The sequence below is a fragment of the Brevundimonas sp. FV1ye28 genome, assembly GCF_058681135.1.
On record NZ_CM178731.1, the window covers coordinates 285,117 to 307,690 of the forward strand.

Below are 22,574 nucleotides of genomic sequence, written 5' to 3' on the forward strand. Positions count from 1 at the left end.
CAATGCCCGCCTTTCGCCGACGATTTCGGTGAGATCGGCGACGCAGTGACTGCAGATTTTTGTGCAGTTTGGATAGGATGGTTACGGCGGAGACCCCAGAGTTGCGGCAAAGACCGCAATCGGCCTGAAACACCCAAAGGAGCCCCGATGCGTTCGCGTCGGGGCTTCTTTCGTCTATGGGTCGGGCATGGGCTTACCCGATCCTGATCTGATCCTTGTCGGCGGGGGACTGGCTTCGAGCCTGGTCGTCTGGAGGCTTGCGATTGACCGGCCGGAGTTGCGCGTCGTCGTGGTCGAGCGCGACGGGCGGCTGGGCGGAAAACACACATGGTCCTTCTTCGACGGCGACGTCTCGGCCGAGGATCGGGCGTGGCTGGCGCCGGCCACGCCGCACCGCTGGCCGGACGGGTACGAGGTCTATTTTCCCGGACTGAGCAGGGTTCTCGAGACGCCGTACAACAGCCTGACCTCGGAGCGGCTGCACGAGACCGTCGCGCCGTTGCTGGGCGATCGGCTGGTCGTGGGCGAGGCGGTCGAAGTGCGGCCGGATGGCGTTACGCTGGCGGATGGTCGGGTGCTGAGCGCGCCGGGCGTCATCGACGCAAGGGGGCCATCGTCGACCCCGCATCTGGACCTGGGCTGGCAGTTGTTCGTCGGCCGCACGGTGAGGCTGACCGAGCCGCACGGCCTGACGCGGCCGACCATCATGGACGCCACGATCGCCCAGGGTGACGCCTATCGCTTCGTCTATCTGTTGCCGTTCGACGAGCGGACCGTGCTGGTCGAGGACACCTACTATGTCGATGGCCCGATGCTGGATCGGGGGCTGCTGAACCGCCGCATCGACGCCTATATCCGGTCGCGCGGGTGGACGGTCGAGGCGGTGGTGGACGAGGAAGAAGGCGTTCTGCCCATCGCGCTGGACGGGGACATCGATCGCTTCTGGGCCGAGGGACCGGCGGTGGCGCGGGTCGGGCTGGCGGGCGCCTTGTTCCATCCGACGACGGGCTATTCCCTGCCGGACGCGGTGACGATGGCCCGGCGGATCGCGGCGGCGGACGACCTGACGTCGGCGGGACTGCGGCGTCTTGTCGAGCAACATTCGAAGGCGTTGTGGTCGGATCGGGCCTATTATCGGCTGCTGGACAGAATGTTGTTCCGAGCGGCCGATCCGGGGGAACGCTGGAAGGTCCTGCGACGCTTCTACGGCTTGTCGGAAGCCTTGGTCAGGCGCTTCTATGCAGGGCGATCGACGACGTTGGACAAGGTTCGCATCCTGGCGGGCAAGCCGCCGGTGCCGATCGGCCTGGCGATGAAACAACTCCGGGAAACCGGGCGAGGACGGACGGTATGAGAGACGTGACGGCCAAGCGCGCTGTGGTGATCGGCGCGGGCTTCGGCGGCATCGCCCTGGCCATCCGGCTTCAGCGCGCGGGCGTGCAGACGACCCTGGTCGAGAAGCGGGACAAGCCCGGCGGCCGCGCCTACGTCTGGAAGGAGCAGGGCTTCACCTTCGACGCCGGCCCGACGGTCATCACCGACCCGGATTGCCTCATCGAACTGTTCGAGGGGACGGGCCGGTCGCTGTCGGACTATGCGGAGCTGATGCCCGTCGATCCCTTCTACCGGCTGTGCTGGGAGGACGGGGCGTCGTTCGATTACAACGACGACCAGGCGGCGATGGAGCGCCAGATCGCGGCGTTCAATCCGGCCGACGTCGAGGGCTACAACCGGTTCCACGCCTATTCGGAGGAGCTGTATCAGGAGGGCTACGTCAAACTGGGCGCGGTGCCGTTCCAGTCCTTCTGGTCGATGATCAAGGCGGCGCCCGAGCTGGCGCGGCTGGAAAGCTGGAACAGCGTCCACGCCATGGTGGCGCGCTACATCAAGGACCCGCATCTGCAGCAGGCCTTCAGCTTCCACACGCTGCTGGTCGGCGGGGACCCGTTCAAGACGAGCTCGGTCTATGCCCTGATCCATGCGCTGGAGCGGCGCGGCGGCGTGTGGTTCGCGCGGGGCGGGACGGGTGCCTTGATCGCCGGTCTGGTGAAGGGGTTCGAGGACCTGGGCGGTACGGTCCGGCTGAATACTTCCGTCGAGCGGATCGAGACGGAAGGCGACCGGGCAACGGGGGTTACGCTCGACACCGGCGAGACGATCCGCGCCGACATGGTCGCGTCCAATGCCGATGTGGTCCACACCTACGACAAGCTGCTGGGCCGCACGCCGCGCGGAAAGGCCAAGGCGAAATCGCTGAAGTCCAAGCGGTTCTCCATGTCGCTGTTCGTGCTGCACTTCGGCACGTCGCAGCCGCAGCCGCAGCTGGCCCACCACACCATCTGTTTCGGGCCGCGTTATCGTGAGCTGATCTCCGAGATCTTCTCCGGCCCGACCCTGCCCGAGGACTTCTCCCTCTATCTGCACGCGCCCTGCGCCACCGACCCGTCGATGGCGCCCGAGGGTATGTCGAGCCACTACGTCCTGTCGCCCGTGCCGCACCTCGGCGCCGCCGACATCGACTGGGAGACCAAGGGGCCGGAGTACCGCGAGAAGATCATCGACTACCTGGAGGAGCGGTACATCCCGAACCTGAGGCGCGATCTGGTGACGACGCGCATCTGGACGCCGGCGGACTTCAAGGAAGACCTGAACGCCCACCTGGGCTCGGCCTTCTCGCTGGAGCCGATCCTGACGCAGAGCGCCTGGTTCCGGCCGCACAATCGCGACGATGTCATCTCGAACCTGTATGTCGTCGGCGCCGGCACCCATCCCGGGGCGGGCATTCCCGGCGTGGTCGGTTCGGCCAAGGCGACGGCGGGGCTGATGCTGGAACAGGCCGCACAGAACGCATGACCGCAGACGCCGTCCTCGCCGCCTCCAAGGCCTCGATCACCAAGGGGTCGAAAAGCTTCCGTTCGGCCTCGCGTCTGTTCGACCCGGCCGTGCGGGAGGACGCCTGGCTGCTCTACGCCTGGTGCCGGGCCTGCGACGACGAGATCGATGGCCAGGACCACGGCTTCGGCCACGAGAATCTGACGACCGAAGAACAGCAACGGCGGCTGGCGCGGCTCTACGACATGACCCGGCGGGCCATGACGGGCGAAGCCATGCCAGACCCGACCTTCGCCGCCTTCCAGCGTGTGGCCCTGCGCCACCGGCTGCCGGAACGGTGGGCCATGGACCTGATCGACGGGTTCGCCATGGATGTGGAGCACCGGGAGTATCGGACGATCGACGACGTCATGGCCTATTGCTGGCATGTCGCCGGGGTCGTGGGGGTGATGATGGCGCGGGTCATGGGGGTGACCGACCCCGAGGTGCTGCGCCGGGCCCAGGATCTGGGGCTGGCCTTCCAGCTGACCAATATCTCGCGCGACGTGATCGAGGATGCCGAGGACGGGCGGGTCTATCTGCCGTCCGACTGGCTGGTCGAGGCGGGGCTGGAGCCGACGGCGGCGGCTGTTGCGGACCCGGCGAACCGGCCGGCGGTGCATGAGGTCACCCAGCGGCTGTTGAGCGTAGCCGAGCCCTATTACGACAGCGCCCGCGATGGTTTGCGCGGCCTGCCGTTCCGCTCGTCGATGGCGATCGCGGCGGCGCGAGGCGTCTATCGCGAGATCGGGCGCAAGGTGATGCGGCGAGGTCCGGGCGTTTGGGTCAAGCGGGTGTCGGTCGGCAAGGCGATGAAGTTGTGGCTGTTCGGGCGGGGCGCGCTGATCGCCGTCTGGACCCAGACGCTGGATCGCGGGAAGGTGCCGCCGACCCGTGCGGCGCTGTGGACGCGGGTCTAGCTCGGGTCCGATAGGGTCTTCGGCAGGTCGCGCTGCATATGGAGAACCCGCCAGACGACGATGCTGTCGCCGTGGTCATAGTAGAAGACGAGATATGGAAAGCGCTTGAGCGGCCAGGACCTCAAGCCGGGGAGGCCGACTTCCTGGCCAAGCCGCGGTGATCCAGCCGTCGGCATCTGGGCGACATGCCGAAACGCAATGTCTATCGCTTCGAGGAAGGATTGGGCGACGGCTTCACCGGCTTCGCCGAGGTAGAAGTCCACGGCGGATCGGACGTCTTCCCGGGCCAGGACATGGCGCTCGATCCTGCGGGTCTTCAACCCGCGTGGGCCTTAATTCGCTCTCTCAGGGAGGCGATCCAGTCCTCATAGGGCTGATCGTCGAGAGGTGACGCCGCCCCATCAAGCAGCAGGCGCCGAAGCCTTTGGCGGTCAAGGTCGCGCCGGATAAGGTCTCGCACATATTCACTGCCGGTGCCGTAACCGCCTTCTGAAATGCGGTCATCGACGTCTGCCTTGAGGCTGTCGGGGAGCGATATGTTCATCGTAGCCATGCGCCAACCTAAGACGATGGCAAAAAATGGCAAGCCTCAGGCTGGCGGTCGGTGTCTCATCTCCGGCAACCGCCACCAGGGCGTCCTGGGCGACAGGTGGTGCTCGTGGTGCAGGCCGAAGTGGAAGCAGGTCAGCAGGGAGGCGATCCACGGCATCGGAACCGTGCGGGCATTGTGATGGTCCGCGAAGTCGGGGCCGGAGCCGACATGGCGATGCGGGAGCCAGGTGCCGAAGACGAACAGCTGTAGCGCGCTGAGGATCGCAGGGATCGCCCAGAACAGGATGAGGTTGGCGACCTGGGCCCCGATCAGCAGATAGGCGACCAACACCGCCGTCACGACGGCGAACTCGCGCCAGCCGAAATAGCGGGTGAAGAAACCGTAGAACCAGGGTCCGAAGGCCTCGGGTCGACCTGCGTGGAAGTCGGGGTCGTCCGCCTGTCCAGGCGTGCGGTGATGCTGGTGGTGATTGATGTTGAGCTTGCGGAAGGAGAAGGCGGCATAGGCGCCGACGCAGACCTGGCCCACCAGGGCGTTGAGGCGTGGGCGGCCGGGCGCGAGCGAGCCGTGCATGGCGTCGTGGGCGACGATGAACATGCCGGCCCCGAGCCAGCTCTGGGTCAGGATGATCAAGGGCGCGAGGGCGACGGCCGGCCAGGTCAGGGGCTGGAAGAAGACGCCCCAGACATGCAGCGAGAGCCAGCTGGAGACGATCAGGGCGGCGAGCGTCAGGCCGATGGCAGTCTGGCGGGCAGGGCTCATCCTGGGGTCATTCCGCGGCCGCTTGTCGGTCCGGAGCAGCGCGCTCCGCCCGGCGGGCCTTCAGGATGGCGCTGAGGCGGTGCGGATCGGGCGCGAAGACGAAGCCGAAGGAGACGGCGCCGTCGCGCGTCTGGACCGCGTGATGCAGCTTGTGCGCCTGAACCAGGCGGCGGGCGTAGCCGTTCTTCGGCATCCAGTGGAACGGCCAGCGCTGGTGCACCAGGCCGTCGTGCACGAAGGCGTAGACGACGCCGTACAGGGTCACGCCCAGGGCGATGGCCCGCACCCACCACAGGCCGGTCAGCCACGCGAGGACGAACAGGCCCGTCCCCACCACCGCCCCGACGACGCCATAGAGGTCGTTGGTCTCGAAAGTCTTGTCGTGCGGCTCGTGGTGATCGCGGTGCCAGCCCCAGCCGAGCGGGCCGTGCATGACGTAGCGGTGGGTCCACCAGGCGACGCCCTCCATGAGGAAGAAGACGGCCAGGGTCAGAAGGGTGAACCAGACGGGGAGCATGATCGGACACTACGCCTCGGCGCGCCCTGTTCCAACCGTGGCGTCGTGCCGCTAAGCAGTCGGCATGACCGATGACGCGATCCGCGACCGCAAGGACCAGCATCTGGACGTCGTCCTGTCGGGCGGCGGGCGGCATGCGCGGGATGCGGGGTTCGACTCGGTCCGCTTCGTGCACGAGGCCCTGCCGGATTTGGACCACGCCAAGATCGATCTGGGGGCGGATTTTCTGGGGCGCAGGCTGAGAGCCCCGTTGCTGATCAGCTCGATGACGGGCGGGCCGGCGCGGGCGGAGGCGATCAACGCCCATCTGGCCGAGGCGGCGCAGGCGCTGGGGATCGCCATGGCGGTCGGTTCGCAGCGGGCGGCGCTCGAGGGGGCGGGCGCGGGTCTGGATCAGTCGCTGCGACGCCGGGCGCCGGACACGCCGATGCTGGCCAATATCGGCGCGGCCCAGCTGACGCGCGGCTTCGGCGTGGACGAGGCGCGACGGGCCATCGAGATGATCGGCGCCGACGCCCTGATCGTGCATCTGAACCCTCTGCAGGAAGCGTGTCAGCCGGAGGGAGACCGCGACTGGTGGGGCGTGGGGGCGGCGCTTGAGGCTCTGGTGCGGCGGCTGGAGGCGCCGGTGGTGGTCAAGGAGACGGGCGCGGGATTGTCGGCGGCGACGGCGCGACGGCTGGCGGACATGGGGGTGGCGGCGCTGGATGTGGCGGGCGCGGGCGGGGCGAACTGGGGGCTGATCGAGGGCGAGCGGGCGACCGATCCGGGCGACAAGGCGCACGCCCGGGCCTTCGCCGACTGGGGCATCCCGACGGCCGTGGCCATCGCCCAGGTACGGGCGGCCTGCCCGGACATGGTCCTGATCGGCTCGGGCGGGGTGCGCGACGGGCTGGATGCGGCCAAGGCGATCAGACTGGGCGCCGATGTCGTGGGACAGGCGGCGGGGGTGCTTCAGGCGGCGACCGTGTCGACCGAGGCCGTGGTCGCGCATTTCCAGGTGGTCATTCGCCAACTGAGGACGGCGTGTTTCTGCACGGGGTCTGCGAACCTGCAGGGGCTGAGGACGGCCCCGCTGCAATAGCGGTCGGGGGCGCGGCCAGCTGAATACACTCTAAACGGGTGTTTGAGCTATACCCTAAAGTTGTGTCCGGGTTCGTGTATGATAGACGGATCATCGGAGTTGATTCGTGAGTGTTCATCCTTTCCCCGCCCATCGCGTGCTTCGCCGGACGCCGGTTCGTGCGCCGGATTGGGTCGAGACGATGCTGGTGGCCGGGCTGTTGCTGACGACCGCCGTGCAGATCGGCCTGTGCGTCTGGGCCTGGCTGGCCTAACGCGGCGCGCCGTCGGGCCAGACGGTGACCTCATCGGGCCAGACCCGGCGGTTGGGCGAGCCCTGGTAGACCCAGTCCATCGTGCGGGCCAGCGATCGGGCGCCGAACCTCTGGGTCGGCAGGGCGGCGGGCAGGCCGTGCATCCGCCTGGCCCAGTCGGGCAGCAGATCCGCGCCGGCGGCCATGACCAGACCGGCCGCGACGCCTTCCGCCGGTCCCCCGATGCGCTGGCCCATGACGAGGGCGGCGACCTCGCGCGTGCGGGCGTCGGCCTTGAGCTGGGGACGCATGGACTGGATCAAGGCCTCGGCCTCGGCGCGGTTGCGGGGCACGGGATCGGCGCCGAGGGCGAGACCGATCCGGGCCATCTCGGCGAAATAGGCGTCCTGATCGGCCCCCGACATCTGCGGGTCCTGGTAGCGGACCCAGGCGTCGAGGAAGCTCTTGATCTCGGTCACATGGACCCAGGCCAAGAGGGTCGGGTCGTCGACCTTGTAGGCCGTGCCGTCGGGCAGGGTCCCGCCGAGTTTGCGATGGATGCCCTTGACCCGGTCGATGGCCGCCTGACCGGCCGAGGCGTGGTCGAAGGTGGTCACGGCGATGAACTTGGCCGTGCGGCGCAGGCGGCCATGCATGTCGGCGCGAAAGTCGGAGTGGTCCCAGACGCCGGCCAGCACCGCCGGATGCAGCATCTGGAGCAAGAGGCCCGACACCCCGCCGATCATCATGGTGACGATGTCGCCGTTGACCCGCCATGCGACGGCGTCGGTCGGAAACAGGGCGTCGGCGCGACGCAGGGCCGGCCGCTCGCCCGCCTCATAGTCGTTGAACAACTCGTTGATCCGGCGGCGGATCATGACCTTGACGGGCTGCAACGGGTTCATCCGATCAGGCCGCGTCGCGCCATTGCTTGAGCGCGTCCAGCGCCCGGATGCTCATCAGCCGCTTCTTGGCCCGGCCGCGTTCCTTGAGCGGGATCTTGACCCCGGCCTCGTCGACTTTGGGGGCCTCGAGTGGGGGCAGAAGTCCATAGTTGATGTTCATCGGCTGGAACTTCGACCCGGCCAGGTGGCCGCCGGTGATGTGTTCGACCAGGGCACCGATGGCGGTGTGGGCCTCTGGCGCGTCCAGGGTTTTGCCCAACCGTTCGGCGGCGGCGAGACGGCCGGCGAGCAGGCCGGTGGCGGCGCTTTCGACATAGCCTTCCACGCCGGTGACCTGACCGGCGAAGCGCAGGCGCGGCATCGACTTCATGCGCAGCTGGCGGTCCAGCAGATGCGGGCTGTTCAGATAGGTGTTGCGGTGCAGGCCGCCGAGCCGCGCGAACTGGGCGTTCTGCAGGCCGGGGATCATGCGGAAGGTCTCGGCCTGGGCGCCGTGCTTCAGCTTGGTCTGGAAGCCGACGATGTTGAACAGGGTGCCGAGCGCATTGTCCTGACGCAGCTGGACGATGGCGTGGGCCTTGACCAGCGGATCGCGCGGGTTGGTGAGGCCTACCGGCTTCATCGGGCCGTGGCGCAGGGTCTCGCGACCGCGCTCGGCCATGACCTCGATGGGTAGGCAGCCGTCGAAATAGGGGACGTTCTCCCACTCCTTGAACTCGGCCTTGGGGCCGTCGATCAGGGCGTCGATGAAGGCGTCGTATTCGGCCTTGTTCATCGGGCAGTTGACGTAGGCGGCGGCGTCTCCGCCCGGGCCCTCCTTGTCGTAGCGCGACTGGCGCCAGGCGATGTCGAAGTCGATCGACTCGGCGTGGACGATGGGGGCGATGGCGTCGAAGAACGACAGGCTCTCCTCGCCGGTCAGCTTCAGGATGGCCTCGGCCAGGGCGGGGGAGGTCAGCGGTCCGGTGGCGACGATGACATTGTCCCACTCTTCCGGCGGCAGGCCGGCGATCTCTTCGCGCTGGACGGTGACGAGGGGGTGGGCGTGCAGTTTGGCGGTGACCGCTTGCGAGAAGCCGTCGCGGTCGACGGCGAGGGCGCCGCCGGCCGGGACCATGTGGTCGCCGGCGCAGGCCATGATGATCGAGTCCAGCGCCCGCATCTCGGCGTGCAGAAGGCCCACGGCGTTGTGCTCCCAGTCGTCGGACCGGAAGGAGTTGGAGCACACCAGCTCAGCGAGGCCATCGGTGTGGTGGGCGTCGGTCTTGACGCCCGGAACGCCGCGCATCTCGTGCAGGATCACCGGGACGCCGGCGGAGGCGATCTGCCAGGCGGCCTCCGAACCGGCGAGGCCGCCGCCGATGACGTGGATAGGGGAGAGGTCAGTCATGGCGGCTTCATAGACACGTCACAGGTGTTCGTCAGCAGGCGTCTGTCGGCATGTGGTATCGCGCGCTATGATCGGACGAACGCTCAGCGAGGGGGCTTGATGAGCCGCAAGGATGTGGGAGGCCGGCGCCTGAACCTTCGGGTCGCCCTGGGACGGACGCTGCGCGTGCTGCCGCTGCTGTGGTCGGGGTCGGCCGGGGCACTGGTTCTGTGCGTCGCGATCTCGCTGCTGCCCCTCATCTGGGCGCCGGCGGGCGGACTGGTCTGGCTGTGGATCGCGGCCGCAGTGGTCGCGACCGTGGTCGCCGTCGGGGCTCTGGCGAGGCTTTCGATCAGCGATGATCTGGCCGGCGCCCGAGCGCTGGGGCTCGGTCTGCTCGGATTGCAGGCGAAACTGCCCGAGGCGCGGCTGGTCGGCGCGGCCCTGCTGTGCCTGCTGTTCCTGACGATGATCCTGTCGATCCTCGGTTTGGTGGTGCTGGCCATCTTCGGCATGGCCGAGCTCGATGTGCAGGCGATCCAGGCGCGGGATTGGGCCAGGGTCGGAGAGCCGTGGAAGCTCGGCGTCCTGGCCGCGCTGGCGATCGGCGCCGTGGCCATTCCTTTGTTACTGACCGTGCGGCTGTCGCTGTTCGCGCCCGCGACCCTGGGGCGGCGTCAGATGGTGTCGCTGAACGCCATGGGCATCGCCTACGGCAGCTTCTGGCCGATCCTGGGCGGTCTGATCATCACGGCTGTGCCCAAGATCGTCCTGCTGACCCTGATCGGGACCGGTTTGCTGACCGGTGCGGTGGGACAGGTGGTCTGGGTGCTGGGGCTGGTCGGGGTGCAGTTACCGCTGACGCTGGGCTTCCTCGGCGCCGCCTATCGACAGCTGGAATACTGGTCGCCCGACGAACCCAGATGATGGAGCCGAAGCGATGAAGCCGAGCTTTTCCTTCAACGACGCCCTGTCGGCGCCCTTCGCCATGCTGAAGCGGCGACCGCTTTATCTGTTCGTCTGGGGGCTGTTGATGGTCGCGTTGATGGCCGCCCTGTACGCGATCATGATCCCGGCGTTCGCGGCGCTGCGGCTCGACCAGGCGGGCGAACCGGCCTTCATAGACCAGTACATACTGGAGATGTCGCGGTTCAGCGCGGCGATCAACGGCATGAATGTGCTCATGTATCTGGGCATGCTGGTGCTCTGGACGGCGGCGGGGCGGTCGACCCTGTCGCCCGGGCGCGGCGATCGGTTCCTGTTCCTGCGCCTGGGGATGGACGAGGTCAGGGTCGCGGTGACGTTCGTCGCCGTTTTCGTCGGCTGGTACATCGCCCTCGTCGTGCTGGCCCTGATCGGCGTGGCCCTGGCCCTTGCTCTGTGGCCGTCCGGCGAGGCGACGGCGGTCGGGGTCGTGATGGTCTATGGCCTGATCGTTTTCCTCGGCTCGATCTGGGCTCTGGTGCGGGTCTCCCTGATCGCGCCCGCCACGCTGATCCTGAAACGGTTTGCCTTTTCGGAAGGCTGGGCGCTGGCGCGGGGACAGGTGTGGAAGCTGATCGGCCTCAACCTGGTCGTCTGGGTCATCTATATGGTCGGCCTGATCCTGCTGTATGCGGTGGTAGGCGGCGTACTGGCGGCCGGGTTCTTCGGGCAGGGTCTGGTCTGGCCTTCGGAGGTCGAGACCATCGCCGATCTGGAGCCGCTGTTCCGGTCCATGGTCGCCCCCCTGGCCGTGACGGCCTTGCCGGTGGCTCTGGGCTACGGCTGGATCATGACCCTCTATGCGGCGCCGCCGATCATCGCGGCGCGACAACTGCTCGACGGGAACCCCGCGCCCGCGCCGATCGGCGAAGACGCGCCGCCCGCCGATAGGCTACAACCCGTGCCATGAGACCCAAGGGAGGGATTCGATGACCTTTTCAGCGACCGAGGCCGCGTTCGAAGGCTTCCGCATCGTTCGGCGTCATCCGCTGGCGATCGTGTTCTGGGCCCTGGCCTATGTGATCTTCTTCGGGGCCTTCCTGGGCCTGTTCGCCGGCCCCCTGGCGAGCGTGATGGCGACCACCGAGGCCATGGAAGGATCCCAGCCGAGCCCGCAAGAGGCCCAGGCCCTGATGGCGAGTTGGTCCGGCTTCATCGTTCTCGGCGTGCCGCTCAGCCTGGTGCTGGGCGCGGTGCTCAACGCCGCGGTCGCCCGGTCCGTCCTGAGGCCGGCCGAGAAAGCCTTCGGCTATCTGCGCCTCGGCGGTGACGAGCTGCGCGTGCTGGCTGTCACCTTCATTCTCGCCATCGTCTTCTTCGCCGCGACGATCCTGCTTTTCGTCGTCGTCGGTCTGGTGGCCGGACTGGCCGCTCAGGCCGGCACGGGCGTCAGCATTCTGGTCGGCGTCCTGCTGGGGCTCGGCGCCTTGGGCCTGCTGATCTGGCTGGCGGTTCGGTTGAGCCTCGCGGTGCCGATCACCTTCCACGAGCGGCGGATCGCCCCCTTCGCCTCGTTCGCCATGACCAAGGGACAGTCCCTGCCGATCCTGGGCATGGCCGTGATCGCCGTCATCATGTCGCTTCTCGTCAGCCTTCTGGGCACCATCATCGCCCTGCCGGTCACCCTGACGACGGGCGGGCTGAACCAGCTGGCCACCATGGACGGCCAGTCGACGGCGCAGATCCTTCAGGCCGCCGGACCCGCGCTGGCGGCCTGGGCCGTGATCAATGCCATCTTCTCGGCCCTGCAGCTTGCCGTGATCTACGGGCCCTTCTCGGCCGCCTATCGCGACCTGAAGGACCTGCCGCACGAGTGAGGCGGGCCGCGAGCGTCGATACGCTCACGACCTCATGCCTATGCCGAGGCCTTGGCCCGCGTCTTCCTGGCCGGGGCCTCGGCGGTCAGGGCCGCGACCCGCGCCTTGCGGCGCGTCTCGTGCCGGTCCAGCACCTCCTTGAGGTATTTGCCGGTCCAGGACTTGTCGTTTCGCGCGACCTCCTCCGGCGTGCCGACCGCCACGATCTCGCCGCCGCCGTCGCCGCCCTCGGGACCGAAGTCCAGCAGGTAGTCGGCGACCTTGATGACATCGAGGTTGTGCTCGATCACCACGATTGTGTTGCCGGTCTCGACCAGCTCCTGGAGCACTTCCAAGAGCTTCCGCGTGTCCTCGAAATGCAGGCCGGTGGTCGGCTCGTCGAGGATATACAGGGTCTTGCCGGTCGCCCTTTTCGACAGCTCCTTCGACAGCTTGACCCGCTGGGCCTCGCCGCCTGACAGGGTCGTCGCCGACTGGCCGACCTGGACGTAGCCAAGGCCTACCCGCTCCAGCGTCTTCATCTTGTCCCGGATCGGCGGCACGGCGGTGAAGAAGCGCGCGGCCTCCTCGACCGTCATGTCGAGAACGTCCGAGATGGACTTGCCCTTGAACACGATCTCGAGGGTCTCGCGATTGTAGCGCTTGCCCTTGCAGACGTCGCAGGTGACGTAGACGTCCGGCAGGAAATGCATCTCGATCTTGATCAGGCCGTCGCCCTGACAAGCCTCGCAGCGCCCGCCTTTCACATTGAACGAGAAGCGGCCGGGGCCGTAGCCGCGCGCCTTGGACTCCGGCAGGCCCGCGTACCAGTCGCGGATGGGGCCGAAGGCGCCGGTGTAGGTGGCCGGGTTCGAACGTGGGGTGCGACCGATGGGCGACTGATCGATGTCGATGACCTTGTCGAAATGCTCCAGCCCCTCGATCCGGTCGAAGGGGGCGGGCGCCTCGGAGGCGTTGTTCAGGCGACGCGCGGCGGCCTTGTAGAGGGTCTCGATCGTGAAGGTCGACTTGCCGCCGCCCGACACCCCGGTGATGCAGGTGAAGACGCCGACCGGGATCTCGCCCGTGACGTTCTTCAGGTTGTTGCCGGTCGCGCCCGAGACCTTGAGCATCCGCTTGCGGTCGAGCGGGCGGCGGCCTTCGGGCGGCAGTTCGATCTCGCGCTCGCCGGTCAGGTATTTGCCGGTCAGGGACTTGGGATTGGCCATGACCTCGGGGGGGGTGCCCTCGGCGCAGATCTGGCCGCCGTGGACGCCGGCGGCGGGCCCCATGTCGATGACATAGTCGGCGGTCATGATCGCCTCCTCGTCATGCTCGACGACCAGGACCGAGTTGCCGAGGTCGCGCAGACCCATCAGCGATTCCAGCAGCCGGGTATTGTCGCGCTGGTGCAGGCCGATCGACGGCTCGTCCAGCACGTACAGAACGCCCGTCAGGCCCGAACCGATCTGGGACGCCAGACGGATGCGTTGGCTCTCGCCGCCGGACAGGGTGCCGGAGGACCGCGACAGGCTGAGGTAGTCGAGGCCGACGTTGTTCAGGAAGCGCAGTCGGTCGCCGATCTCCTTCAGGATGCGACGGCCGATCTCCATCTGTTTTTCGGTCAGGTGCGCCGGCAGTGCCTCGGCCCAGTCGAAGGCCTTCTTGATCGACAGCATCGAGATTTCGGCGATGTCGTTGCCGGCGATCTTCACCGCCAGGGCCTCGGGCTTCAGGCGTTTGCCGTGGCAGGCGTCGCAGGGCGTCTCGGACTGGAACCGGCCCAGCTCTTCGCGAACCCAGGCCGAGTCGGTTTCGCGCCAGCGGCGGTCGAGGTTCGGAACGACGCCCTCGAACGGCTTGGAGACCTCGTATTTGCGGGCATTGTCGTCATAGACGAACTTGATCTTCTCCGAGCCCGTGCCGTTCAGGATGACCTTCTGGGCCTTCTCCGGCAGCTCGCGCCACGGCTTGTCCATCGAGAACCCGTAGTGGAGCGCCAGCGCCTGAAGCGTCTGGGTGTAGAGGGGCGACGGCCCGCGCGACCACGGGGCGACGGCGCCCTTGTGCAGGGTCTTGTCGCGGTCCGGGATCACCAGGTCGGCGTCGAAGGCCAGCTTGACGCCCAGGCCGTCGCAGACCGGACAGGCGCCGAACGGGTTGTTGAACGAGAACAGACGCGGCTCGATCTCGGCGATGGTGAAGCCGGACACCGGGCAGGCGAACTTCTCGGAGAAGGTCAGGCGGCGCGGGTCTTCACCCTCGGTCGCGTTGGCCCATTCGGCCACGGCGATGCCGTCGGCCAGACCGAGCGCGGTCTGCAGGCTGTCGGCATAGCGCGCCTCCAGCCCGGCCTTGGTGACGATCCGGTCCACGACGATGTCGATGTCGTGCTTGAACTTCTTGTCGAGCGTCGGCGCGTCCTCGATGGCGTAGAACTGACCGTCGATTTTCAGGCGCTGGAAGCCCGAGCGCTGCCACTCGGCGATCTCCTTCTTGTACTCGCCCTTCCGGCCACGAACGACGGGGGCGAGCAGCAGCAGCCGCTCGCCCTCGGGCAGGGCGACCAGCTTGTCGACCATCATGGAGATGGTCTGGCTCTCGATCGGCAGGCCGGTGGCGGGCGAATAGGGGACCCCGACCCGCGCCCACAGCAGCCGCATGTAGTCGTGGATCTCGGTCACCGTGCCGACGGTGGAGCGCGGGTTCTTGGAGGTGGTCTTCTGTTCGATGGAGATGGCCGGCGACAGGCCCTCGATCAGGTCGACGTCCGGCTTGCCCATCAGCTCCAGGAACTGGCGGGCGTAGGCGCTCAGGCTCTCGACATAGCGCCGCTGGCCCTCGGCATAGATGGTGTCGAAGGCGAGCGAGGATTTGCCCGACCCCGACAGGCCGGTCATGACGACCAGCTGCTCGCGCGGGATGTCGACGTCCACGCCCTTGAGATTGTGCTCGCGCGCGCCACGCACGCGAATGAAGTTGTGCTTTTCGGTCATGCTTTCCGGGAACGCAGGAGAGCCGGACAGGTGTCCGGTGCAACATCGCTATATGGGGACTGATCTCGCTGATTCAGCAAGAACAATGTGGGAACATCAAGGCGCTGCTGACAGAGGCTGTCACTCCAGCAGTGCGGCGCCTGTGTTCAGGGTGACAACGCAGGTGAAGTCATCCGGGCCGCCGGTCGAGCAATAGTCCACGCCGAACAGGTCGCGCTCCACGATTTCCGTGGTGCGGACGGTGCGGCCGTCGATCTGCACCTCCGTGCCGATCGCTGCACTGCGGGCCGCCAGTCCCTCATAGAAGGCGCGGGCCGGAGCGCCGGAGCAGGTGAACAGCAACCGGTCGCTGTCGCCCGAATGTGCGTGCCCATAGGTCCCGGACGCCGTCGCCTGGGCGATACAATCGACGAACAGCCGGGCGCGCGGGTGGGGCTGCGTCTGGATCGGGCTGTAGTCCGGTGGGCCTGCGACCATCTCGTCGGGCACCGTGGCGCAAGCCCCGAGGGCGAGTGAGGCGGCGAGGGCGGCGACGGCGAAACGGGTCAAAGCGACCTCCGGATGGTGATCGCTCACCCTGTCACAGCGAGCGGCGTCGCGTCAGCCCCAGCCGGCGACGGCACCCATGCGGCGGGCGGCGATCGGTTCATGGACGGCGAGATGGGTGCGGGGCTCGGCCTCGGCCTTGCCGAACAGCCAGCCCTGACCCTGATCGACGCCGATGTCCTTCAGGATGTCGGCGGCGCTCTGAGTCTCGATCATCTCGGCGATGGTTGTGACCTTGAGCGAGCGGCACAGTTCGACGAGATGGCCGATCAAGGTGCGGGCCTTGGGATCGCTCTCCAGCCCCTGGACGAAGGTTCCGTCGATCTTGACCGTGTCGACCGACAGGCGGCGCAGGTAGTCGTAGCTGGCCGCGCCAACCCCGAAGTCATCGATGCAGACCTTGATGCCGGCGGCGCGCAGGCCGCCGAGACGGCGATCTGCGGCCTCGACGTCTGACAGAGCCGCGGACTCGGTGACCTCGACGATCAGGCGATTGCGGTCGTCCGGCCTGCCGGAGGTCATGCGCAGCAGGGCTTCGACATAGCGATCGTCGTCGAAAGAGGAGCCGGAAACATTGACGGCGAACTTGAGCAGACCGGCGCCCTTCTGGCGCAAACGGCCCAGCGCCTTTTCAGCTACGGCGATGTCGAAACTGTCGATTAGGGCCATTTCCTCAGCCATGCGGATGGCTTGGGCCGGGCTTTCCTCACCCTTGAAGCGGGCCAAGGCCTCGAAGTGGTGCACGGCGCCGGTCTTGAGATCGACGATCGGCTGGTAGTGCAGGTCGAAACGGCGGTCGCGGACCATGCTCTGGAAAGCGTGCGCCTCCGCCAGCGTGCGGGACAGGGAGGCCGTGAAGCTCAGTTGGGGCTCGCCGCCGTCATTCAGACAGCCTTCGACGGCGACGCGCAGAGCGCGGAGCGCGTTCAGCGATCCCCCGGCCGCAGCCAGATCAGTTTCGAATGCCCGAGCTGACAGGTCGAAGCCTTCGCTCAACGCGATCTCGTTCACTTCGTCGGCAATATCGACGCCGTCGTTCCGGTCCCGCAGCAGGGCGAACCGCTCCGGCCCCAGCTTGCCCGCCGAGGACCCGTCAAGTGACGCGGCCTGAAGCGCGGCCTCGACGCGGGCATTCAGGCGTTCGCCGGCTTCACCCTCGGCCGTGGCCAGACCTTCGACATCGACGAAGGAGACGGACAGATCCTTGGTGTCGGCGGGCGGGGCCATAGCCTCACGCGCGCGCGCCAGGAAGGCGTCCGGCGTCAGGGCCGGCGCCGCCGCTGGATTGTGCAGTGGATAGGCCGGGCCTTCCCAGGTCACCGAGCAGGAGACGTTCGGGGCCAGGTTGGGAAGCAGGAAGAAGCGTGCTGTCGCGCGGCGAACTCGCCCCGTACCCGCCAGGAACAGGATGTCGATCGGCGCCGAGCGCGCGCCGGGACGCAGATCCTTCAGCAGGGTCTTGATCGGTGTGACGCTCTCCGGGGCGACACGGTGCTCAAGCGCGATACCGGTGAAGCTTTCGGCGGCCAGATCGGCCGATGGACCCGACCCGAGCCCAAATGTCACCGCGCCCTTGCCGTCAAGCTCGAGCAGCAGGTCGGAGGCGGCAAAGGCGAAACCGAGCAGGCGATGACGGATCATGCGCTGATCCTGCGCGCGAATCCGTTAAACTTCGCCGCAGAGGCATCCTTAACGGCGAAAGAATGCCCGCCAGGGTTCGGTCGGACGCGCCCTGGCTCAGGCGGTGCGGTTCAGGGTCACGGCCCGACTGTCGCCGCCATAGGCCTGGCCGGACGAACCATAGCCCGTGCCCATCGCCCGCGCGCCGGCGACTTCCTGGGCGATGGTGCGAACCAGGCCCTCGGAGATGGTCCGCGCGGCCTCGACCGTGCGGCCGTGTATGGCCAGGACGGCTTCGAACGCCTCGGTCGCCTTTATCAGTGCCATGCGCTCGCTGACGGGCGCGGCCATCAGGATCGCGCGGTTGGCCTTCAGGTGCCCGGATTCCTTGCGGTACTGGTTGGCCAGTTCCTGGGTCTCGGCCAGGCCCGCGGCGACATCGGCGGCGCGTCGGCCGGCGAAGGCGTCCGTCTCCATTTCCAGACGGGCGGTCAGCCGGTCGGTCAGGGCCGTCAGCTTGCGCAGATAGGCGGTGGCGGTGGTGGCGTCGGGGCTCATGCCGTGGCTCCGGGCAGGATTTGCGACTGCTGCTGTTCGGCCTGCATGCGGATCATTTCGGAGACGACGGTATCGGCCAGGCCGATGCCGCCGGCGCGGACGGTCTGTTTGGCCATCTCGTCGATCATGAAGCTGCGCCAGGTGCCCTCGGCCTCGCCGCCGCCGAACGGGCCGTCCGTCTCGATACCCTCGAACATGGGCTTGAGCATCTGAGACAGGAAGGACGCCTCGAACTTCTCGGCCGTCTCGCGCATGCGCGGCGTTTCGGCGTTCGGGGCGACGACCGAGGTCAGCAGGGAAGGGGAGACGGCCAGGTCGCTCATCACAGCACCTCGATATCGGCCTGCAGGGCGCCCGCCGCCTTGATGGCCTGAAGAATGGAGATCATGTCGCGGGGCGAGACGCCCAGGGCGTTCAGCCCGTTGACCAGGGTCGACAGCGAGGTCGCGCCGTTCACCAGCCGGATCTCGCGGCCCAGCTCCTCTTCGACGGTGACGTCGGATTGGGGGACAACCGCCGTCTGGCCCTGGCTGAAGGGGGCGGGCTGGCTGACCTGCGGGTTTTCCTGGACCGAGATGGTCAGGTTGCCCTGAGCGATCGCCACGGTGGAGATGCGGACGTTCTCGCCCATGACGATGACGCCATTGACCTCGTCGATGATGACGCGGGCGGGCGTGTCGACCGCGACCGGCATGTTCTCGACGCGGCTGATGAAGGCGGCCATGCCCAGTTGGGCCGGGGCGCGCAGGGTGATGACGCTGCCGTTCTCGGCCAGCGCCGTGGCGGGATAGGTGGCGTTGATCGCCGAGGCGACGCGCTGGGCCGTCGTGAAGTCGGGGTTGCGCAGGTTCAGCCGAACCTCGGGCATCGAGTCGAGGTGGAAGGCCGTCTCTGTCTCGACCGTGGCGCCCGAGGCGATCCGGCCGGCGGTCGGCACGCCGCGCGTCACCGAGGAGCCGGACCCGCCGGAGCCCGAGACCGCGCCGGTCTGGATCGAACCCTGGGCCACCGCATAGACGGCGCCGTCCGCGCCCTGGAGGCTGGTGACCAGAAGCGTGCCGCCCAGAAGGCTCTTGGAATCGCACATGCTGGAGACCGAGACGTCGACGCGCGAGCCGGGCGTGGCGAAGGGCGGCAGTTCGGCGGTCACCATGACGGCGGCCAGGTTCTTGGAGTTGGCGTTGGTCCCGCGGATGTTGACGCCCAGACGCTCGGTCATCCCTTCCAACGACTGGCGGGTGAAGGGGCAGTTGCGAAGGCTGTCGCCCGTGCCCGCCAGACCCACGACCAGGCCGTAGCCGACCAGCTGGTTGGTGCGCACGCCCTCGATCGAGGCGATGTCCTTGATGCGCGACTGGGCCGAAGCCTCACCGGCGAAGACGGTGAGGGCGGCGATGGGCGCGAGAAGGGCGGTGAGAAACTTTTGCACTGAGCCGGCTTTCCACGAGGGTTCGCCGCAGTCGTTGCGAAGATCGTGCCGGACTGAAAACCCAGTGAAATCAAACGCGCGTGTTGTGAGAGGCGGTGCGGCCCGGCAAATCCTGCCTCGCTGTTAACCAAACGGTGACGGTCCGCGCCCGATGGTGCGGCATGTCCCGGAGTCTCCGCCCATGAAGGTCAACGGTCCGTCAGGCGCCGCCCCCACAGGCGGTAACCGCCCGACGCGTGCGGCCGGCGGTTTTTCCATGCCCCAGACCACGGGCGCGGCTTCGGCCTCCGCAACGACGGCAGCGGCGCCCAGCTCTGCGGTCGCCGATCTCTCGGCCCTGATGGCGCTTCAGGGTGTCGAGACGGCGACCGAGCGTCGGCGTCGTGCGATCCGCCGGGGCGGAACCCTGCTGGACCGTCTGGAAGAGCTGAAACTGGCCATGCTGTCGGGCGAGGCGGGCGAGAACGCGCTAGAACGCCTGGGCCGCACCCTGCGCGAAGAGCGTCCCGAGGACGAGGATGCGGACCTGACTGGGCTGCTTCAGCAGATCGATCTTCGCGCTGCGGTCGAGCTCGCCAAGGCTCAGGTTCGCCGCAACGCAGCATAAACCCTGGGGAAACACCCGTTCCTCTTCGAGGCGGGAGCGAGGTGAGGGGGAAATGTCACGGTGCCGGTTGCAACGAAGCTTAACCGCGATCACGGACGCGAGAACCGTGTTGCCGCGACTCTTCGCCGTCACTATACGCCGTCAGACGCCATGGGGGGCGTTGTTGTTAGAGTGTGAGTGCGATGACCGCATTAGCCTCGATCGTGTCTGACGAACCGGTCGCCTACCGACCTTCCGACGACGAGCCGTTCATGAATGAACGTCAGCTCGCCTATTTCAAACACAAGCTGATGGCGTGGCGGGATGACATCCTGCGCGAGTCCAAGGGCACCGTCGTCAACCTGAAGGCGGAGACGGAGAACCATCCGGATCTGCTGGACCGGGCGTCTTCGGCTTCGGACCGCGCGCTGGAACTGCGCACACGCGACCGCCAGCGCAAGCTGATCTCCAAGATCGAGGACGCCCTGCGCCGGATCGAGGACGGCTCCTACGGCTATTGCGAGGACACTGGCGAACCCATCGGCCTGGGCCGCCTGGAAGCCCGTCCGACCGCGACCCTGTCGGTCGAAGCCCAGGAGCGCCATGAGCGCCGCGAGCGGGTTCACCGGGACGATTAGCAATCTCCCTCTCCCGCTGGGAGAGGGCTTGAGGCCCGCAGAGCGTAGCGATGCGTTTTGGCGGAAAGGGTGAGGGGCGTGCCCTTACCGGTTAGCGCCAGCCCCTCACCCTTTCGCGCCAGAACGACGGCTATCGCCGCCGTGCGCTCAATCCCTCTCCCAACGGGAGAGGGAAGGCAGGCCTACTCCGGAATATCGCTGAAGTTGCCGTAGCCTGAGCGGGCCAGGTTGCCGAACCGGGTGGTGTCCGCGTCGAAGCTCAGTTTGACGATGCCGATGGGGCCGTGGCGCTGCTTGCCGATGACGACCTCGGCCTGGTGCTGCAGCCGGTCCATGTCTTCCTGCCACTGCATATGCTCAGGCGAGCCTTCGCGCGGCTCGGTGCGGCCGAGATAATAGCTCTCGCGATAGACGAACATCACGCAGTCGGCGTCCTGCTCGATCGAGCCGGATTCGCGCAGGTCGGACAACTGCGGCCGTTTGTCCTCGCGCTGCTCGACCTGACGCGACAGCTGCGACAGCGCGATGATCGGGACGTTCAGTTCCTTGGCCAGGGCCTTGAGGCCGCCGGTGATCTCGGACACCTCCTGGACCCGGTTCTTCTGGCCGCCGCCCTCGCCGACGGTGATCAGCTGAAGATAGTCGACGATGATCAGGTCCAGACCCTGTTCCATCCGCTTCAGGCGACGCGCGCGGGCCGCCAGCTTGGAGATGGCCAGGCCGCCGGTGGCGTCGATGTAGAGCGGGCTCTCGCCGATCTCGATGGCGGCGTCGCGCACCTTGCCGAAGTCCGAGGCGTCGATCTCGCCCTTGCGGAGCTTGTCGGACGACACGCCGGAGGCATCGGCCAGGATCCGCATGGCGAGCTGTTCGGCGCTCATTTCCAGCGAATAGAAGGCGACCACACCGCCGGACACGGTCTTGCGCCCGTCCGGCGTCGGCTCCCAGCGGTAGTTGCGGGCCACGTTGAACGCGATGTTGGTGGCCAGCGCCGTCTTGCCCATCGACGGGCGGCCCGCAAGGATCAGAAGGTCGGACGGGTGCATGCCGCCGAGCTTGGAATCGAGATCGTCCAGGTGGGTGGCCAGACCGGCCAGCTTGCCTTCGCGCTGATAGGCCTCTCCCGCCATCTGCACGGCCCCGGCGAGGGCGGTCGAGAAGCTGACGAAGCCGGACGAGGGCGCGCCGGTCTCGGCCAGAGAATAGAGGGTCAGTTCGGCCTGCTCGATCTGATCCATCGCCGGCGTCTCGGGATCCGGCGCATCCTTGATGATGTCGCCGCCGATGCGGATCAGGTCGCGGCGCAGGGCCAGGTCATAGACCACGCGGGCATAGTCGGGCGCATTGGCTCCCGGAGGCGCGCGGTCCATCAGGTCGGCGAGATAGCGCAGGCCGCCGAACTCGGCGAAGGCCGGGTCCTGCTTGAACCGCTCCATCAGGATGGTCGGCTCGGCCAGCATGCCCTGGCGGATATGGTCCTCGATCGCGTCGTAGAGCCGCTGGTGGAAGGGCTCGTAGAAATGGCTGCCGCGCAGGCGATCGCTCAGCCGCTCGAAGATGGCGTTGTCGAACATCAGGGCGCCCAGCAGCGCCTGTTCGGCCTCGAGGTTGTGAGGCAGGGAGGGGATGGCGACGGAGTCGGCGGAGAAGGGGGCGAAGGCGTTCATCGGGTTAACGCTTACCCGTATGAGGCCCCCACGACATCGCCGGACGCACCCGCGAGCGGGGATGGTTTCCGCCCGTCTGTGGACCGCTGCAGAATCCCTAGACGGAACAGTTCGCGGTCAGGCGGCGGGGCAGGGGTAGCGGTCGGCCATCCATTCGCGGATGCCGTCGGTCGGAGTCATCCGGGCGCGGCGCGACTGGGGGATGGCGTTCAGAAACACCAGCAATTGTCGCGGGCTGACCTGCATCTCTGCGGGCGGGCAGGCGGCAGGACGACGCCCTGCGGCGCGCGCGGCGCGGTTCTCGGCCCCGACCGTCGTGAAGGCGGCGTTGGCCTCGTTCATCAGTCGGCGTGCATCGGGCCTGAGCGCCGCCAGGGGATTGAGCGGGATGCGGTTGGCCCGAGTGACGAAGGCGTCGAGCGTGGCGCTGGTCTGGGCGACGGCGGGCGTGGCGCAGGCGACGGCGACAGCCAGGGCGATGGCGGCGATTCTCATGTCGGACCCCTCCGGTGGAAAGGCCAAGCTTCAACCCCTGCTCGTG

Annotated in this window: 24 protein-coding genes; 10 read left to right on the forward strand and 14 right to left on the reverse strand. The window is 67.5% G+C overall.

All coding sequences use genetic code 11. From position 1 onward, the window contains the following. The first annotated feature begins 187 nt into the window (after positions 1 to 187). Genes crtY through ACW171_RS01440 form a run of 3 tightly spaced genes read left to right on the forward strand, consistent with a single transcriptional unit; the run spans position 188 to position 3,791 of the window. Positions 188 to 1,354: a lycopene beta-cyclase CrtY gene (gene crtY, locus ACW171_RS01430; RefSeq protein WP_492095241.1), complete on the forward strand. Its 1,167-nt coding sequence runs from the start codon at positions 188 to 190 to the stop codon at positions 1,352 to 1,354. Then, on the forward strand, positions 1,351 to 2,853 hold the full coding sequence (locus tag ACW171_RS01435; RefSeq protein WP_492095243.1) for a phytoene desaturase: 1,503 nt from the start codon (positions 1,351 to 1,353) through the stop codon (positions 2,851 to 2,853). Before crtY ends, ACW171_RS01435 begins: the two co-directional genes overlap by 4 nt. Further along, complete coding sequence (locus ACW171_RS01440; RefSeq protein ID WP_492095244.1) at positions 2,850 to 3,791, forward strand: phytoene/squalene synthase family protein; 942 nt, start codon at positions 2,850 to 2,852, stop codon at positions 3,789 to 3,791. The genes ACW171_RS01435 and ACW171_RS01440 overlap by 4 nt, the downstream gene beginning before the upstream one ends. Here ACW171_RS01440 and ACW171_RS01445 read toward each other — a convergent pair. From ACW171_RS01445 to ACW171_RS01460, 4 genes are read right to left on the reverse strand one after another with little or no spacing between them, the layout of a single operon-like run. Further along, a complete protein-coding gene (locus ACW171_RS01445) occupies positions 3,788 to 4,111 on the reverse strand; it encodes a type II toxin-antitoxin system RelE/ParE family toxin (protein WP_492095246.1) in 324 nt (107 codons plus the stop codon). The two genes, ACW171_RS01440 and ACW171_RS01445, sit on opposite strands and share 4 nt — an antisense overlap. Further along, positions 4,108 to 4,344 carry a ribbon-helix-helix domain-containing protein gene (locus tag ACW171_RS01450; RefSeq protein WP_492095248.1) on the reverse strand — a complete coding sequence of 79 codons (237 nt, stop codon included), beginning with the start codon at positions 4,342 to 4,344 and terminating at the stop codon, positions 4,108 to 4,110. The genes ACW171_RS01445 and ACW171_RS01450 overlap by 4 nt, the downstream gene beginning before the upstream one ends. Before the next feature lie 36 nt (positions 4,345 to 4,380). Beyond that, positions 4,381 to 5,106, reverse strand: a complete 726-nt coding sequence (locus ACW171_RS01455) for a fatty acid desaturase (RefSeq protein WP_492095250.1) — start codon at positions 5,104 to 5,106, stop codon at positions 4,381 to 4,383. A gap of 7 nt (positions 5,107 to 5,113) precedes the next feature. After that, the gene (locus ACW171_RS01460; protein WP_492095252.1) at positions 5,114 to 5,623 is read right to left on the reverse strand and encodes a sterol desaturase family protein; all 510 of its coding nucleotides are present in this window, start codon (positions 5,621 to 5,623) and stop codon (positions 5,114 to 5,116) included. Positions 5,624 to 5,687: 64 nt separating this feature from the next. On the opposite strand from ACW171_RS01460, the gene fni reads away from it, so the two are divergent. Both fni and ACW171_RS01470 read left to right on the forward strand, forming a co-directional pair. Next, positions 5,688 to 6,707: a type 2 isopentenyl-diphosphate Delta-isomerase gene (gene fni, locus ACW171_RS01465; RefSeq protein ID WP_492095254.1), complete on the forward strand. Its 1,020-nt coding sequence runs from the start codon at positions 5,688 to 5,690 to the stop codon at positions 6,705 to 6,707. A gap of 106 nt (positions 6,708 to 6,813) precedes the next feature. After that, entirely contained in the window at positions 6,814 to 6,960 is a 147-nt protein-coding gene (locus ACW171_RS01470; RefSeq protein WP_492095256.1) for a hypothetical protein, read from the forward strand. Here ACW171_RS01470 and ACW171_RS01475 read toward each other — a convergent pair. Then, positions 6,957 to 7,844: an oxygenase MpaB family protein gene (locus tag ACW171_RS01475; protein ID WP_492095257.1), complete on the reverse strand. Its 888-nt coding sequence runs from the start codon at positions 7,842 to 7,844 to the stop codon at positions 6,957 to 6,959. The genes ACW171_RS01470 and ACW171_RS01475 overlap by 4 nt on opposite strands. Before the next feature lie 4 nt (positions 7,845 to 7,848). Next, a complete protein-coding gene (gene trmFO, locus ACW171_RS01480; RefSeq protein ID WP_492095259.1) occupies positions 7,849 to 9,234 on the reverse strand; it encodes a methylenetetrahydrofolate--tRNA-(uracil(54)-C(5))-methyltransferase (FADH(2)-oxidizing) TrmFO in 1,386 nt (461 codons plus the stop codon). Between the two features lie 99 nt (positions 9,235 to 9,333). On the opposite strand from trmFO, the gene ACW171_RS01485 reads away from it, so the two are divergent. From ACW171_RS01485 to ACW171_RS01495, 3 genes are read left to right on the forward strand one after another with little or no spacing between them, the layout of a single operon-like run. Next, complete coding sequence (locus ACW171_RS01485; RefSeq protein WP_492095261.1) at positions 9,334 to 10,140, forward strand: hypothetical protein; 807 nt, start codon at positions 9,334 to 9,336, stop codon at positions 10,138 to 10,140. Positions 10,141 to 10,153: 13 nt separating this feature from the next. Next, a complete protein-coding gene (locus ACW171_RS01490; protein WP_492095263.1) occupies positions 10,154 to 11,107 on the forward strand; it encodes a hypothetical protein in 954 nt (317 codons plus the stop codon). 19 nt (positions 11,108 to 11,126) lie between these two features. Continuing rightward, on the forward strand, positions 11,127 to 12,014 hold the full coding sequence (locus tag ACW171_RS01495; RefSeq protein WP_492095265.1) for a hypothetical protein: 888 nt from the start codon (positions 11,127 to 11,129) through the stop codon (positions 12,012 to 12,014). 38 nt (positions 12,015 to 12,052) lie between these two features. Here ACW171_RS01495 and uvrA read toward each other — a convergent pair whose 3' ends face one another. The 6 genes from uvrA to ACW171_RS01525 all read right to left on the reverse strand — a co-directional run bounded on the left by uvrA (position 12,053) and on the right by ACW171_RS01525 (position 19,142). Continuing rightward, on the reverse strand, positions 12,053 to 14,989 hold the full coding sequence (uvrA, locus tag ACW171_RS01500) for an excinuclease ABC subunit UvrA (protein WP_492095267.1): 2,937 nt from the start codon (positions 14,987 to 14,989) through the stop codon (positions 12,053 to 12,055). 120 nt (positions 14,990 to 15,109) lie between these two features. Next, on the reverse strand, positions 15,110 to 15,538 hold the full coding sequence (locus ACW171_RS01505) for a hypothetical protein (RefSeq protein ID WP_492095269.1): 429 nt from the start codon (positions 15,536 to 15,538) through the stop codon (positions 15,110 to 15,112). 51 nt (positions 15,539 to 15,589) lie between these two features. After that, entirely contained in the window at positions 15,590 to 17,176 is a 1,587-nt protein-coding gene (locus tag ACW171_RS01510) for an EAL domain-containing protein (RefSeq protein ID WP_492095271.1), read from the reverse strand. Positions 17,177 to 17,272: 96 nt separating this feature from the next. Then, positions 17,273 to 17,713: a flagellar basal-body protein FlbY gene (locus tag ACW171_RS01515; RefSeq protein ID WP_492095272.1), complete on the reverse strand. Its 441-nt coding sequence runs from the start codon at positions 17,711 to 17,713 to the stop codon at positions 17,273 to 17,275. Then, the gene (locus ACW171_RS01520; protein ID WP_492095274.1) at positions 17,710 to 18,036 is read right to left on the reverse strand and encodes a rod-binding protein; all 327 of its coding nucleotides are present in this window, start codon (positions 18,034 to 18,036) and stop codon (positions 17,710 to 17,712) included. Before ACW171_RS01520 ends, ACW171_RS01515 begins: the two co-directional genes overlap by 4 nt. After that, positions 18,036 to 19,142: a flagellar basal body P-ring protein FlgI gene (locus ACW171_RS01525; protein WP_492095276.1), complete on the reverse strand. Its 1,107-nt coding sequence runs from the start codon at positions 19,140 to 19,142 to the stop codon at positions 18,036 to 18,038. Before ACW171_RS01525 ends, ACW171_RS01520 begins: the two co-directional genes overlap by 1 nt. Before the next feature lie 181 nt (positions 19,143 to 19,323). Here ACW171_RS01525 and ACW171_RS01530 point away from each other — a divergent pair, with 181 nt between their 5' ends. Then, positions 19,324 to 19,749, forward strand: a complete 426-nt coding sequence (locus ACW171_RS01530) for a flagellar assembly protein FliX (protein WP_492095277.1) — start codon at positions 19,324 to 19,326, stop codon at positions 19,747 to 19,749. A gap of 182 nt (positions 19,750 to 19,931) precedes the next feature. Continuing rightward, positions 19,932 to 20,366 (forward strand): RNA polymerase-binding protein DksA, encoded by a 435-nt coding sequence (gene dksA, locus ACW171_RS01535; protein ID WP_492095279.1) that lies wholly within the window; start codon positions 19,932 to 19,934, stop codon positions 20,364 to 20,366. A gap of 182 nt (positions 20,367 to 20,548) precedes the next feature. Here dksA and ACW171_RS01540 read toward each other — a convergent pair whose 3' ends face one another. Beyond that, positions 20,549 to 22,033 carry a replicative DNA helicase gene (locus ACW171_RS01540; protein ID WP_492095281.1) on the reverse strand — a complete coding sequence of 495 codons (1,485 nt, stop codon included), beginning with the start codon at positions 22,031 to 22,033 and terminating at the stop codon, positions 20,549 to 20,551. 117 nt (positions 22,034 to 22,150) lie between these two features. Then, positions 22,151 to 22,528 carry a hypothetical protein gene (locus tag ACW171_RS01545; protein WP_492095283.1) on the reverse strand — a complete coding sequence of 126 codons (378 nt, stop codon included), beginning with the start codon at positions 22,526 to 22,528 and terminating at the stop codon, positions 22,151 to 22,153. Positions 22,529 to 22,574 lie beyond the last annotated feature (46 nt).